The sequence below is a fragment of the Prevotella sp. genome (genome assembly GCF_036570325.1).
GTDB lineage: Bacteria > Bacteroidota > Bacteroidia > Bacteroidales > Bacteroidaceae > Prevotella.
In genome coordinates this window covers 700,029-714,363 of the sequence record NZ_DATCYK010000056.1, presented here as the reverse complement: position 1 = coordinate 714,363, position 14,335 = coordinate 700,029, and the positions used below count along the sequence as shown (strand labels likewise).

Genomic DNA, 14,335 nt, shown 5'->3' with positions numbered 1-14,335 from the left:
ATTATGAAAAAATTGATGATTGCTGCCATGATGTTACTAGGTACATCAGCAGCATTTGCTGGCGACAGCGAACCACTGAAGGCTATTCTGAAGTCAAAGACTTATGAGGAGGCACAAAATTTGGTTAAATCAAGTCTCAACCAGTTAGCTAACGCAGAGGAGAAAGCCAAAGCTTACAATAAATTGGTGGATCTTGCTATGGACAAGGTGAGCAAGGAGCAGTCCATCATCACTTCCAATCAAATGGCTGCACAGTTCGGGCAGGGCAAGCAGCAGGCTTTTGACACGCTTGGCTTTTACAATGCGGTTATGAATGCCATGGAGAGTGCTATGGCTTGTAACGAGTTTGACCAGCAGCCTAACGCAAAAGGTAAGGTTAAGCCAAGATTCCAAAAGTCAAATGCTGACAGACTTTGGGGCCTCAGAACGCATCTGATCAATGGTGGTCAGCAGGCAGGAAACGCTGAGAATACTGCCTTGGCTTATAAAAACTACTCTCTGTATGTAGATACATCTACTCATCCTTTGTTCAGTGGCATTGACAAGACCAAGGCTCCTGATCAGTATTTGGGTGAGGTTGCACGTGTTGCGGCTGTTTTCGCTTTCCAAAATAAGCAGGTTGAAAATGCCAACAAGTATGTTGACATCGCAATGAAGGATACCGCTGTTTATAAGGATGCGTTGAACTTGAAGTTATACATCATGCAGCAAGGTCTGAAGACCAAGGAAGATTCTGTCAACTATGTTAATAAGTTGAAGGATTTGTACATGCAAGATAGCAAGAACGATCAAATCTTCGCCACTTTGGCCAGCATGTATGGAAGTCTTAAGATGAATGCGGAGCAGGATCAGATTATCAAGGACAAATTGACCAAGGAGCCTAACAACTTCTCTGCTTGGGCTTTGAAGGGTCAAAACGAAATGAACGCCGGTAAGACCGAGGAGGCTATAGCCAGCTTCAAGAAGGCTTCCGCTATTGATGACAAGAATGTTATCATTCTGACTTATCTTGGCTTCTGCCTGAACTCTAAGGCCGCCAATCTTAACGTAGCTTCTGAGCAGAAGGCTTTGTATCAGGAGTCTATGGGAATATTGGAAAAAGCTAAGTCATTGGATCCTAACCGTGATAAGGCTAACTGGAGTTATCCTTTGTATCAGTGCTATTACACAATTTATGGCGCTAATGATGCAAGAACAAAGGAAATGGAAACTCTTAACAAGTAATACTTTTAAAAGCAAAGGCAGCAGTCATGTGGTTGCTGCCTTTGTCTTTTCTGAAAAGCCATCGCAGACAGAAAAGTCTGTGTGGCTCTACAATCACATGATAAGAAGAGAGAAATTGAGGAACACGTAAGGCGAAAGGTTTTAGACACTCACAATGCGAAATAATATGAAGAAAATATTTTTGTTATCATTGTTTTTTTGTACTTGCTTTTTAGGCTTTTCTCAAAAGAAAGATATTTCATTAGCTCATAGTTATATAAAGTCCGGGAAGAATCTTCAGAAGGCAGAAGAGCTAATGCAAAATCTTTTAAACGATTCGACCAATAGGACTAATGAGAAAATTTGGTTGACTCTTTATGAGACTGTTTTGAAACAATATGAAATAGAAAACGAAAAATTGTATCTGAAACAGAAGTATGATACGGTTTCTTTGTATTTGCAAACAAAAAAGATGTTTGCGATATTGGAGCGTCTTGACTCTGTGGATGCGCTGCCTGATAAAAAGGGTAGGGTTAAGTTGGATTTTCGTAAGAAGCACGCAGAGGTGTTGCATGACTTCCGCCCCAATCTTTATAGTGGAGGAATTTATTTCGTGCGAAAGCAAAATTACGAATTGGCCTATCAGTTTTTTGATGAATATATTAACTGTGCAACAATCCCATTGTTTTCCTCTTATCATTATTTGGAAAAGGATAAGACTCTTCCATCGGCAGCCTATTGGGCGGTTTATTGTGGATATAAATTGAGGGATCCGAAGGCTACGTTGCACCATTCTTATATAGCGTTGAAAGACTCGTCAAATTACTGTCTCATGCTCCAGTATTTGGCAGAGACTTATTACATGGAGAATGACACGGTTCGTTACTTTAAAACGATAGAAGAGGGATTTAAGAAATATCCGACTTTCCCTTATTTCTTTCCGCGATTGATAGAATATTATTCTACGAGGTCAGAGCATGATAAGGCTTTGAGAATATGTGACGAGGCCTTGGCTGTTGATAGTTTGAATCAGAATTTTCTTTTTGCGCAAAGCACGCTTCTGCTGAATACCTCGCAATATGATAAATGTTTGGATGTATGTAATAGGTTTATTGCATTAAACGATAGTTTCCCCGATGTTTATCTGAATGCAGGTTTGGCTTATTATAATCAAGCGGTAGAAATAGATAAGAATTATAAAATTGCCCGGAGGCAGCATGGCAAGGTGATGCAACTTTATAAGAATGCGCTTCGGTATTTTGAGAAATATCGCATTTTGGCACCCGAACAGAAAAATAAGTGGGCATTGCCCTTATATACTATATACTTGAATTTAAATATGGGAAAGGAATTTGACACGATAGATCAGATTCTCCGTAATATGGAAAAATAATTTGTACGAATATGGTCGATATACAAGAAATAATTAATAAGCTCGGAATTACTCCGAATCGGATGCAGCAGGAAGTCTATGAAAGTTTTAAGCGCTCCGGAACAAATAATCTCATTATTCTTTCGCCGACAGGCACGGGTAAGACTTTGGCTTATCTTTTGCCGATAGTTCAACAGCTTGACGTGACGAGTAACGAGGTACAATGTATCGTTGTAGTTCCGGGACGAGAGTTGGCGCTTCAGTCTTCTAAGGTCGTTTCCCAAATGGGAGCCGGAATCAGAGCGTGTGCATGCTATGGTGGTCGGCCGACAATGGACGAGCACAGAGTATTGCGTCAAAAGCAACCGGTAATCGTTTTTGGAACTCCGGGACGTCTTAATGATCATATTACAAAGGGCAATATTTTAACCGAGCATGTACGTTTTATCGTTTTGGATGAATACGATAAGTGCTTGGAAATGGGATTCAGGGATGAAATGAAGGAACTGTTGTCTCGACTTCCTCATGTGGCTCATCATGTTCTTCTCTCCGCTACTCGTTGTCAGGATTTTGATACACAAGCTTCTTTAGCTGATTATAAGCAATTGGACTATCTTCCTAAAGAGGGAGGTATATCTTCAAGAATAAAACTTTACCAAGTAAATAGTCCTGAAAAGGACAAATTGGATAGTCTTGTGCGACTGTTATTGCATGTGGGAAATCAGAGTAGTATTGTCTTTTTGAATTATCGGGAATCGGTAGAGAGAACAGCAAACTATTTGCGGTCTTTGGGTTTTAAGCCGACTGTTTATCATGGAGGATTGGAGCAACCCGTGCGAGAAGAAGCTATTTATAAGATTATGAATGGCAGTTCAAATATCCTTGTGAGTACAGATTTGGGTTCAAGAGGACTCGATATTCCTGATGTCGAGAATATTATCAATTATCATATTCCGGAAACCTATGAGGCTTTTGTTCATCGTGTAGGCCGTACGGGTAGATGGCAAGCAGAGGGAAAGGCCTTTATGATACTTGGTCCGGAAGAGGCTATGCCGGAATATGCTAATGTAGAAATCAATCGTTTTGAATTTCCCGAGGGATTACAAGCGGAGAATTTTAAAATAGAAAATCTTGAAATTCCATTACCCAAAATGACTACCTTATATATAGGTAAGGGTAAAAAGAGCAAAATCAGTAAGGGTGATGTGCTGGGATTTCTGTGCAAGCAATGTGGCTTGGTAACAAACGAGATCGGTAGAATAGACGTTTATGACTATTATTCTTTAGTTGCAGTGCAAGCTCAAGTGGTTGAAAAGGTCTTGAAAATGGCTGTGGGACAGAAAATAAAAGGAGTAAAGACCGTTGTTGAGAAGAAATAATTATTTTCATAGTGATTTTTCTTTGTAGTATCAAAATAGTTGTTTATCTTTGATGCGTAGGACGAGAAAAATATATTTAGTGGAATAATATTTACCTTAATTCTCATAGATTGTAAAAGCAACAAATGTTATTTGTGAGTCTGTAATTGTAGCAAAAAGTCATTAGATTTATAATATTTGTGTATTTTTGCTCAATTATTTGCCAAAATCAAATAATTTAAGTACTTTCGCAGTGTAATAGATTTGCTTATTTTATTATCTAATATTTAAAACTTATACCAAATGAAGAAGTACAACTTTAATGCAGGTCCTTCAATGCTTCCCCGCGAAGTTATTGAGAATACAGCTAAACAGATTTTGGATTTTAATGGTTCCGGGCTGTCTTTGATGGAGATTAGTCATCGTGCTAAAGATTTTCAACCTGTTTTAGATGAGTGTGTAGCTCTGTTTAAGGAACTCTTGCAGATTCCTGATGGATATTCTGTAATATTCTTAGGTGGCGGTGCTTCCCTCCAGTTTATGCAGATTCCGGCAAACTTCTTAATTAAGAAAGCTGCTTATGTAAATACCGGTACTTGGGCAAAAAAGGCCCTTAAGGAGGCTAAAATGTTTGGTGAAGTAATAGAGGTAGCTTCTTCCGCGGATTCTAATTATACTTATTTTCCTATTGGTTATGAGGCAAATGTCCCGGCGGATGTGGATTATTTGCATATTACCACCAATAATACGATATATGGTACAGAAATAACAAAAGATCCGGAAGTGGCAGTTCCAATGATAGCAGACATGAGTTCTGATATTATGAGCCGTCCTGTTGATGTCTCTAAATACACGGCTATTTATGCCGGTGCTCAAAAGAATATTGCTATGGCGGGTGTTACTGTGGTAATATTGAAAGATGATATGCTTGGTAAAGCGCCAAGAACATTGCCTACAATGATCGATTATCGTACGCATGTAGAAAAGGGTTCTATGTTCAATACACCTCCGGTTGTGCCTATTTATTCTATGATGGAAAATCTTAGATGGCTCAAGAAAAACGGTGGAGTAGAGGCTGCGGCCCGTCGTGCTCAAGAACGTGCCGATTTGTTATACGGTGAAATTGACCGGAATAAGTTATTCAAAGGTACTGTAGATGAGAAATCACGGTCACTTATGAATATCTGCTTTGTGATGGCGGATGAGTACAAGGAATTGGAAAAGCCATTCTTGGATTTCGCCACAGAACGTGGTATGGTTGGAATTAAAGGCCATAGAAGCGTAGGTGGATTCCGTGCATCTTGCTATAATGCGCAGACAATAGAAGGTGTTAATGCTTTGATAGCAAGCATGAAAGAGTTTGAAGCTCAGTATTAATATTATAATTAGGTAATTATGAAAATATTGATAGCGACAGAAAAGCCTTTTGCATCATCCGCTGTTGCATGTATGTGTACAGAGATAGAAAAGGGAGGTCATGAATTGGTTCTGCTGGAAAAATATACAGATAAAGCTCAATTATTAGCTGCTGTTGCAGGCGTGGAGGCTTTGATTATCCGTTCTGACAAAGTTGATGCGGAAGTTTTTGAGGCAGCAAAGAAGCTTAAAATAGTAGTTCGTGCCGGTGCTGGATACGATAATGTAGATTTGGAAGCAGCAACGGCTCATAATGTTGTGGTTGAGAACACTCCGGGACAGAACGCTAATGCAGTTGCAGAGCTTGTTTTGGGATTGTTGGTCTATGCTGTTCGTAATTTCTATAACGGTAAATCGGGCACAGAGTTACAAGGAAAGAAATTAGGACTCTTAGCTTTTGGTAATGTGGGACGTAATGTCGCACGGATTGCTAAGGGCTTCGGCATGGATGTTTATGCCTACGATGCTTATTGCCCGGCTACGATTATAGAGGAAGCTGGTGTGCATGCTGTTGCAAAACAAGAGGAATTGTTCGAGGTATGTGATATTGTATCATTACATATCCCCGCTACTCCCGAAACGAAAAATAGCATAAATTATGCTATGGTTGACAAGATGAAGAAAGGTGGTATTCTTATTAATACAGCCCGTAAAGAGATTATCAATGAGCAGGAACTCTTGAAGTTGCTTGCTGATCGTGATGATTTGAAATTCATCACAGACATTAAGCCTGACGCAGACGCAGATTTTGCTGCTTTTGAAGGACGCTATTTTACGACACCCAAGAAGATGGGAGCCCAGACTGCGGAGGCCAATCTTAATGCGGGTGTTGCCGCTGCTCGTCAGATAAATGCCTTCTTTGCGGAAGGTTGCACAAAATATCAAGTAAATAAATAACTTAAACTCCCTGCCTAAATTATAGGTTTAGGCAGGGAGTTTTATTTTTAATCATTCTTTTGATTATCATATTTTTTCCTTATAAAAATCTTACCTATGGCAACTATTAAACCTTTTAAAGGAATTCGTCCACCTAAGCAGTTTGTTGAAGATGTTCAAAGCCGCCCATACGACGTTTTGGATTCAGAGGAGGCACGCATGGAAGCTGGTGATAATGAGAAAAGTCTTTATCATATAATTAAGCCGGAAATTAATTTTCCTATGGGAACTTCAGAATATGATTCGCGTGTCTATGAAAGTGCGGCAGAGCAATTTAAGAAGTTTCAGGAGAAAGGATGGCTTGTGCAAGATACGAATGATTGTTATTATTTATATGCCCAAACGATGAATGGTAAAACCCAATATGGTTTGGTTGTTGGGGCTTTCGTTAATGATTATCTAACGGGAGTTATAAAAAAACATGAGTTGACGCGTCGAGATAAGGAAGAAGATCGTATGAAGCATGTTAGGGTAAATAATGCTAATATGGAGCCGGTTTTCTTTGCTTATCCTGATAATCAGGTGCTTGATGAGCTGATAAAGCGTTACGCTGCATTGCCACCTGAATATAGCTTTGTGGCAAAAGAGGATGGATTTGGTCATCAATTTTGGATTATTGATAACGAAGCTGATATACAGTGTATCACTTCAGAATTTAAAGCCATGCCTTCTTTGTATATTGCTGATGGCCATCATCGCTCGGCTGCCGCTGCTTTAGTTGGCGCTGAGAAGGCAAAACAGAATCCTAATCACACGGGTACAGAAGAGTATAACTATTTTATGGCTGTTTGTTTTCAGGCCAGTCAGTTGACAATATTAGACTATAACCGTGTTGTAAAGGATTTGAATGGCTTGTCATCAGAGGAGTTCTTAGCCAAATTGAGTGAGAATTTCGATGTTAAAGATCAAGGGACAGAAGCATATAGGCCTCAACATTTACATGAATTTTCGCTTTATTTGGATGGTCATTGGTATAGCCTGACCGCGCATGCAGGTACTTTTGATGATTCAGATCCTATCGGTGTGCTTGATGTGGATATATCATCACGCCTTATTTTAGATCATATTTTGGGTATCAAAGACTTGCGAAGTGATAAGCGAATTGATTTTGTAGGTGGTTTGCGTGGGCTTGAGGAGTTGAAACGTCGTGTAGATAGTGGTGAAATGCGCATGGCTTTAGCGCTTTATCCGGTAACGATGAATCAGATTATGAGTATAGCTGATAGTGGGAAAATTATGCCTCCTAAGGCTACTTGGTTTGAGCCAAAGCTCAGAAGTGGCTTAGTTATTCACAAATTAGATTAAATGGAAGACGAATATAAGACAATTCCAAATAATGAAATAGGCGAGGGATTTTATACTGAGAGCAAAAGTAAATTCCTCGCCTTTGCTCATCATGTAGAGAATACAGATGAGATAAAAAGTATAGTGAGCGAGTATAAAAAGCGTTTTTATGACGCTCGACACGTGTGTTATGCCTATATGCTTGGGGCGGCACGTGAAAACTTCAGGGCCAATGACGATGGGGAACCCAGTAGTACAGCAGGAAAACCTATATTAGGTCAGATAAACAGCAATGAACTGACCAACATTTTAATCGTAGTTGTTAGATACTATGGCGGAGTAAATTTAGGAACCAGCAGATTGATAGTTGCCTATCGTACAGCCGCCGCATTGGCTTTGGAAAATGTATCCGTTGAGAAAAGGTTGGTGGAAGAAACCTTTACGGTTGCCTTTTCTTACGAGCAGACGAAAGATGTGATGAAAATAATAAAGGAGTTAAGCCCCAAAATCGTAGAGCAAACTTTTGATACAGAGTGCTCAATGACATTATCTATCAGAAAGAGCGAGGCTGCTTTGTTAGAAGCTAAGATAAAGAAATTATTATAAAAATAATTTTGTCGTTTCGTCAAATATTCATACTTTTGCAATGAAGAAACTAAGGCAAGCCTATTCTATTAAGGTAAGAAAGTAATTGTTTTAGTTGAATATGGAAGATTGGCAGAGTGACCGAATGCGCTGGACTCGAAATCCGGTATACCCCTTTCGGGTATCGGGGGTTTGAATCCCTCATCTTCCGCTAAGAATATGGGTGTCGATTAAAGTTTATTGGTGCCTTACGTAACTAAAGAAGTCGTTGTAGATAAGATTTACAACGACTTCTTTAGTTTTTTATTATAACTAATCCGCTTAGGAGGATATGGAATTTTTAAAAGGTTTTTGAGTCCCCTTGCTCGTATTTACTTTAAGTTTAGGGAAGGCAAAACCGCTTATCCTTTTTGGCGGTTGATGATGTATATTCCAGTAGCAGCTAACATGCCGGCTACAGCGTACTTCCAATAAAAAGGCTCTTTCAGGCAAAGGCAGGAAGTAACCGCACCGATGATAGGGATAAGCGAGTTATAAATAGCAACCTTGCCCACCGGATTACAAGTAAGTAATTTGTTGTAAAGAGTAAATCCCAACGTGCTGATGCAGATGAGGAGGAAAAGATACAAGCTACCTGCGTATGTGATTTGAGGAAGTATACCGCCTATCAATATTCCCGGGATAACCAGCAATAGGCCCCCTATGGCCAAACTTAGCCCGGTGCCCACAAAGACATCGATACGTTGGCCCAGCCCTCTTGTCATTAATGAGGCCACGGCTCCGCAAAGCGCATTAAGGATAATCATACCGTCTCCCAGCCAAGTGAAGCGTCCGCTTTCCACCGTTCCCAAATTCAGCGATAAGATACCGGCAAAGCCGACTACGCAACCTATCAGTTTGTTGATAGTCATCTTGTCGCTTTTAAAGAAGAGGCAAGCCATGATGACTACAGAAAAGACACTCAGTGAGTTGAGGATAGCGGCACGAGACCCGGCACTATGAGATAATCCGAAATAGAAAAAAGCGTAATGGAGCGTCGTATTAGCAAGGCAGAATAGGAGAATATACCACCAACTACCGCTCTTTTTGAAATGAAAATCCCTACCAGCCGCTTTGGCAACAAGCAGAATAATAGCTCCTGATAGACTGAATCTTATTCCTGCAAACAAGAGCTTACTACCTGTCATATCAGTAGTTATGCCAAATTCGTTATAGCCTAACTTAATCAAAGGGTAGGCCCATCCCCATGCGATTGCAGCCAGCAAAGCAAATAGGGAAACGAATACGGGACGTTGAAAAATACTTATATTGCTTTTCTGAAGTTTTGTTTCTTCCATATATTGGGTGACCTCTGTTCCAATCTTAGCCTTCAAATGATTTAAATACCTAATTCCACTTCCTTTCCAAAAGGCGCCAATGACAGTTTTGCCATCTTGAAATGTTGCTTTCCGAAGGGTATGCCAATGATGGAGATATAGAGCAAAATGCCAAAGAATATGTGGCAAATCCATGCCCAAAGTCCACCGAAAATGATCCAAAGAATATTCAAAGGAATAGCTACACATCCATTGGGGCCTTCTGTTTCCTTTACTGTGGAGCCAAATGGCCATAGGCATAGCAGGCCTATTTTGAAAGTCTGTAGCGCTACGGGTATGCCTATGATGGTACAAAACAGAACAAGACTTCCCGTAAAATATCCCAAGGCAGCTTCCAAACCACCGAAGAGCCACCAAATGATGTTTCCTATAATTTTCATGTTTGCTGTGTTAGTTAAATTATATATGTGCAAAGTTACGATTATGAAGCCCCTTTGCGTGCTTTTACACAAAAGTAATGCTTATATTTGGTTATGTCAAAAAAAATGACGAATTTTGGATAAAGAAAGTCGTTTTCTTATCTTTCTGAACTGTAGAAATAAGAAAACTCTATGTAAAACATTATAAAAGAAGTATGGGAAAAGAAGAATTTATGCGTCGTGCCATTCAGCTTTCAGAAGAGAGTGTCAGCACCGGCGGAGGACCATTTGGGGCCGTTATCGTGAAAGATGGAGAGATTATAGCCGAGGCTTCTAACAGTGTGACGATAAGCCAAGACCCCACTGCTCATGCGGAAGTGAATGCCATTCGTAAAGCTACGAGCCGTTTGGGAAGTTTTGATCTTGCCGGATGCGACATTTATACGTCATGCGAACCTTGTCCGATGTGTCTTGGTGCCATTTATTGGGCCCATCTTGACCATATTTATTACGCCAATGACCGCCGCGACGCAGCTTCTATCGGTTTTGATGATGATTTTATTTATAAGGAATTAGAGCGCAAACCATCGGAGCGCAGCAAGCTGATGCGGATTTTATTACCTGAAGAAGGCAAGAAGGCTTTTCGTATGTGGAAGTTAAAAGCGGATAAAACAGAGTATTGACTTTTTATCTTTTAATTTTCATCGTTTTATTTTTTATCAACTCATTACGGTCCATTGCCAACAAGCAGTGCCATTTTTGAGATGTGCGCATAGGTGTTTATGAGACGGATAATCCCTATTTTGAGCATTACAGGTTCTGACGGCAGTGGTGGGGCAGGTATCCAAGCCGACGTCAAGACGATAGCCGATATGGGTGGTTATCCCGTAACTGCCTTGACTGCCATTACCGTACAGAACAGCAAATCGTTGGCGGATATTCAGTATTTGCCAACTGATTGGGTTGTGAAACAAGTGCGTGCTATCATTGATGATTTGCATCCAACTGTGGCAAAGATAGGACTTGTCGGCAGTGGGCCTACGGTGGAGCGTTTACGTCATGAAGTGATTGGCTGTCGCCACATCGTCCTTGACCCGGGACTCATCAGTTCTTCGGGTAAGCGGATGGCAGATGATGCAACGCTTGCAGCCTTTGTCGATATTCTGCTTCCCGAATCTTCATTGCTCATGCTAAAGTGTAATGAAGCTGAGTTGATACTTCATACCACTATCTTGTCGGATGATGACATGCTTGGTGCTGCCCGTCGCTTTTGTGAAATGGGGGCCAAGTGGGTATTGTTGCGTGGAGGCAGTCATATTGAAGGGCAATTAACAGCCCTGCTTTACAGCGAGAATTATAGTCGTTTTTTCACTTCATACAATACTGAAGGATGGCGTAAACATGGAGTGGGGGGCGCCTTGTCAGCTGCCATTGCCACCCGTTTGGGTATGGGCGATGACATGCTGTCGGCCATTCGCAAAGCCCATGAGTATATCCATAGCCAAGTTGTCTATTCGGTAGCCGCTGAAACAAAGAGTTTTCGACCATCCGATTTGTATAATGAGTTTCTCTCTCATTTGGCTGCCAATTATCAGACGGCTCATGATGTGAAGTTTTACGCAGACAAACTTTGTATTACTTCACGCTATTTAAGCCTGATAACTGACAAGGTGGTGTCGAAATCTCCTAAGCAGGTCATTGACGATTATGTGATGAATCAGGCCAAAGTGTTGCTCGAATCATCGCGAATGACCATTCAGGAAGTGGCCGGTAAGTTGGGGTTTTCGTCGCAAGCCATGTTTTGTCGCTACTTCAAACATTATGAGGGGCGTACTCCCACGGAGTTCAGGGGGCAATTCTAAGTGCTTGCTCATGGCCGAAAGTTATGTTTGATGATATGAACTTACGGCATATTTTAGTCCAATTCTTATTATTATAGGTATATTTTTTTACAGAATAGGAAGCATATCTTTCCTATTTTGATAATTCTGTGGACCTTTGTCTGTATAGAATTATCAAATAAAAAAATATGGAAGACAGAACATTACTTAACCGTCAGTTGGCTCAAATGCTCAAAGGCGGTGTTATCATGGACGTTACAACCCCTGAACAAGCTAAGATAGCAGAGGCTGCGGGAGCTTGTGCAGTAATGGCATTAGAGCGTATCCCGGCTGATATACGTGCGGCGGGAGGTGTCAGTCGCATGAGCGATCCCAAGATGATACGGGGTATTCAGGAAGCCGTTACGATTCCCGTCATGGCTAAGTGTCGCATAGGTCATTTTGCGGAGGCACAGATTCTTGAGGCCATTGAGATTGATTATATTGATGAGAGTGAGGTTCTTTCACCGGCTGATGACGTTTATCATATTGACAAGCGTCAATTTAAAGTGCCTTTCGTGTGTGGAGCCAAGGACTTGGGCGAGGCGTTGCGCCGTATCAATGAGGGGGCGACGATGATTCGTACCAAGGGAGAGCCCGGCACGGGAGATATTATTCAGGCTGTGCGTCACATGCGTATGATGCAGAGCGAGATACGTCGCTTGGCGTCGCTTACCAACGATGAGCTCTATGAGGCAGCCAAACAGTTACGTGTGCCTTATGAACTGGTTAAATATGTGCACGAGAATGGTAAACTGCCCGTTGTGAATTTTGCGGCCGGAGGCGTTGCTACACCGGCAGACGCGGCGCTGATGATGCAGTTGGGAGCTGAGGGAGTATTCGTTGGAAGTGGAATCTTTAAGAGCGGCAATCCCGAAAAGCGTGCGCAAGCTATCGTAAAAGCAGTTACCAACTATCAGAATCCTAAAATATTGGCGGAACTGAGCGAGGACCTCGGTGATGCAATGGTGGGTATCAATGAGAGTGAGATACAATTATTGATGGCAGAAAGAGGTAAGTAATGCGCATAGCGATATTAGCATTGCAGGGGGCATTTGCCGAGCATAGGCAAATGCTCTCCGATATTGGAGTGGAGGCTTTTTTAGTGCGGAATGCCGCGGATTGGAACCAACCCAAGGACGGTTTGATTATTCCGGGCGGTGAGAGCACGGCCATAATGCGTGTGGCTGCCGATGCGGGCTTGGACGTATTGCTTCGTGAGGCAATCAAGGCGGGACTTCCGGTATTCGGAACTTGCGCAGGCCTTATCATGCTCGACCATGATCATCTTGGCACAATGAATATCAAAGTGAGGCGCAATGCTTATGGCCGTCAGCTGGGAAGTTTCCGTGTTGAAGGGCATTTTGAGGGCATAGGCGATATTCCGATGACTTTTATTCGTGCACCTTATATAGAGGAAGTCGGCCATGGGGTAGAGGTCTTGTCGGTCATTGATAATCATATCGTAGCGGCTCGACAAGGCAAGCAGATGGTGACGGCTTTCCATCCGGAATTAGACGAGAGCACGTCTGCTCACGAGTTGTTCATTGAAATGTGTCGGGAATAGGCCCGCTGATAGGCTCATTATTTTGTAGTTCTTAATGATTGACTGAGCAGATGATTACGGTTGATTTTCTGAAAGCAGTGCTTTTGCGTGACAAGAGCACTGCTTTTATCTTGTAAAAAGGCTGCTTTGAGCGGCTAAAAGGTCTACTTTGAGAGAGCCGAAGATTAGGAGGATGGTTTAATTTTGTAAACTTAATGGGAGGGTGCAAAGTGGTGCGGTAAAAGGACTTTAACAGCGCCGGTTTCGTGGCTTTTCGTGCTATAAATCGTGAGTTTAGCATAAGTAAAAAGTATTAAATAATAAGTTAATATGGCCAAAAGAGAATATGTAGAAGCTAATAAGAAATGGCTTGAAGTAAAGGCTCAAGAAAGTGATGTAAAATCCCTTATTAAGGGTATTTACTATAAGATAATAACTGAAGGCGACCCTGCTGGTCGTCAACCATCAGCTCGAAGTATTATAACAGCTCATTATGTAGGGCGGACTATCAATGGAAAGAAATTTGATAGCAGCCGTGGCGGTGCGCCCTTAGCTTGTCGTTTGAGCGATTTAATTGAGGGATGGATTATCGCTTTGCAGCAAATGCACGTTGGAGATAAGTGGGAAATTTATATTCCTGCCGAATTAGGATATGGTAAGTTCTCGCAACCGGGCATTCCGGGAGGTTCCACGCTTATTTTTGAAATAGAATTATTGGGTGTAGCTTAGTGACTTGATATTATCTTATGTGTGCAGTTTAATCTTTTAAAACTGTAGTTATGAAGTTGTATCAATTTTTCTGCTGTTATGTCGGAATTTCATTTACATGAATAACATTATGATATATGGGTATTTAGCCATCAGGTAACACCCTCCTGATAGCTACTCCGATTTTTGACATAATCAGTATTATGATAAATAGGTAGTTTAGATATTGATAATGATCCTCTCCTTTATCCCTTCACTACTTTTGAGAAAGTGAGCGGTTGGTATGTGGAAATAAAGTTTAATTTAGTTATT

14 protein-coding genes and 1 tRNA gene are annotated in these 14,335 nt (G+C 41.3%); 13 read left to right on the top strand and 2 right to left on the bottom strand.

What is annotated here, in order from left to right; all coding sequences use genetic code 11:
• Positions 1 to 3 precede the first annotated feature (3 nt).
• The 8 genes from VIR50_RS07165 (at position 4) to VIR50_RS07130 (ending at position 8,365) form a co-directional block, all read left to right on the top strand.
• Positions 4 to 1,224 carry a tetratricopeptide repeat protein gene (locus tag VIR50_RS07165; RefSeq protein ID WP_331934445.1) on the top strand — a complete coding sequence of 407 codons (1,221 nt, stop codon included), beginning with the start codon at positions 4 to 6 and terminating at the stop codon, positions 1,222 to 1,224.
• 451 nt (positions 1,225 to 1,675) lie between these two features.
• The gene (locus tag VIR50_RS07160) at positions 1,676 to 2,596 is read left to right on the top strand and encodes a tetratricopeptide repeat protein (RefSeq protein WP_331934444.1); all 921 of its coding nucleotides are present in this window, start codon (positions 1,676 to 1,678) and stop codon (positions 2,594 to 2,596) included.
• Positions 2,597 to 2,607: 11 nt separating this feature from the next.
• Complete coding sequence (locus tag VIR50_RS07155; RefSeq protein ID WP_331934443.1) at positions 2,608 to 3,954, top strand: DEAD/DEAH box helicase; 1,347 nt, start codon at positions 2,608 to 2,610, stop codon at positions 3,952 to 3,954.
• Between the two features lie 282 nt (positions 3,955 to 4,236).
• Positions 4,237 to 5,310 carry a 3-phosphoserine/phosphohydroxythreonine transaminase gene (gene serC, locus VIR50_RS07150; protein WP_331934442.1) on the top strand — a complete coding sequence of 358 codons (1,074 nt, stop codon included), beginning with the start codon at positions 4,237 to 4,239 and terminating at the stop codon, positions 5,308 to 5,310.
• An 18-nt stretch (positions 5,311 to 5,328) separates the two neighbouring features.
• A complete protein-coding gene (locus VIR50_RS07145) occupies positions 5,329 to 6,246 on the top strand; it encodes an NAD(P)-dependent oxidoreductase (RefSeq protein WP_331934441.1) in 918 nt (305 codons plus the stop codon).
• 96 nt (positions 6,247 to 6,342) lie between these two features.
• Entirely contained in the window at positions 6,343 to 7,590 is a 1,248-nt protein-coding gene (locus VIR50_RS07140; RefSeq protein WP_331934440.1) for a DUF1015 domain-containing protein, read from the top strand.
• On the top strand, positions 7,591 to 8,175 hold the full coding sequence (locus VIR50_RS07135; RefSeq protein WP_331934439.1) for an IMPACT family protein: 585 nt from the start codon (positions 7,591 to 7,593) through the stop codon (positions 8,173 to 8,175). It begins immediately after the preceding gene.
• 102 nt (positions 8,176 to 8,277) lie between these two features.
• Positions 8,278 to 8,365 (top strand) — tRNA-Ser (locus VIR50_RS07130).
• A 190-nt stretch (positions 8,366 to 8,555) separates the two neighbouring features.
• On the opposite strand, the gene VIR50_RS07125 is transcribed toward VIR50_RS07130, so the two are convergent.
• Together VIR50_RS07125 and VIR50_RS07120 are read right to left on the bottom strand one after the other, a co-directional pair.
• Positions 8,556 to 9,491: a DMT family transporter gene (locus tag VIR50_RS07125; protein ID WP_331934438.1), complete on the bottom strand. Its 936-nt coding sequence runs from the start codon at positions 9,489 to 9,491 to the stop codon at positions 8,556 to 8,558.
• Between the two features lie 41 nt (positions 9,492 to 9,532).
• Positions 9,533 to 9,910 (bottom strand): YccF domain-containing protein, encoded by a 378-nt coding sequence (locus VIR50_RS07120; protein WP_331934437.1) that lies wholly within the window; start codon positions 9,908 to 9,910, stop codon positions 9,533 to 9,535.
• Positions 9,911 to 10,104: 194 nt separating this feature from the next.
• Between VIR50_RS07120 and VIR50_RS07115 the strand changes: the two genes are divergently transcribed.
• The 5 genes from VIR50_RS07115 (at position 10,105) to VIR50_RS07095 (ending at position 14,044) form a co-directional block, all read left to right on the top strand.
• A complete protein-coding gene (locus tag VIR50_RS07115) occupies positions 10,105 to 10,572 on the top strand; it encodes a nucleoside deaminase (RefSeq protein ID WP_331934436.1) in 468 nt (155 codons plus the stop codon).
• 99 nt (positions 10,573 to 10,671) lie between these two features.
• The gene (locus VIR50_RS07110) at positions 10,672 to 11,751 is read left to right on the top strand and encodes a bifunctional hydroxymethylpyrimidine kinase/phosphomethylpyrimidine kinase (RefSeq protein WP_331934435.1); all 1,080 of its coding nucleotides are present in this window, start codon (positions 10,672 to 10,674) and stop codon (positions 11,749 to 11,751) included.
• A 167-nt stretch (positions 11,752 to 11,918) separates the two neighbouring features.
• On the top strand, positions 11,919 to 12,791 hold the full coding sequence (gene pdxS, locus VIR50_RS07105) for a pyridoxal 5'-phosphate synthase lyase subunit PdxS (protein WP_331934434.1): 873 nt from the start codon (positions 11,919 to 11,921) through the stop codon (positions 12,789 to 12,791).
• A complete protein-coding gene (pdxT, locus tag VIR50_RS07100) occupies positions 12,791 to 13,336 on the top strand; it encodes a pyridoxal 5'-phosphate synthase glutaminase subunit PdxT (RefSeq protein ID WP_331934433.1) in 546 nt (181 codons plus the stop codon). Before pdxS ends, pdxT begins: the two co-directional genes overlap by 1 nt.
• Positions 13,337 to 13,645: 309 nt before the next feature.
• Entirely contained in the window at positions 13,646 to 14,044 is a 399-nt protein-coding gene (locus VIR50_RS07095; protein ID WP_331934432.1) for an FKBP-type peptidyl-prolyl cis-trans isomerase, read from the top strand.
• Positions 14,045 to 14,335 lie beyond the last annotated feature (291 nt).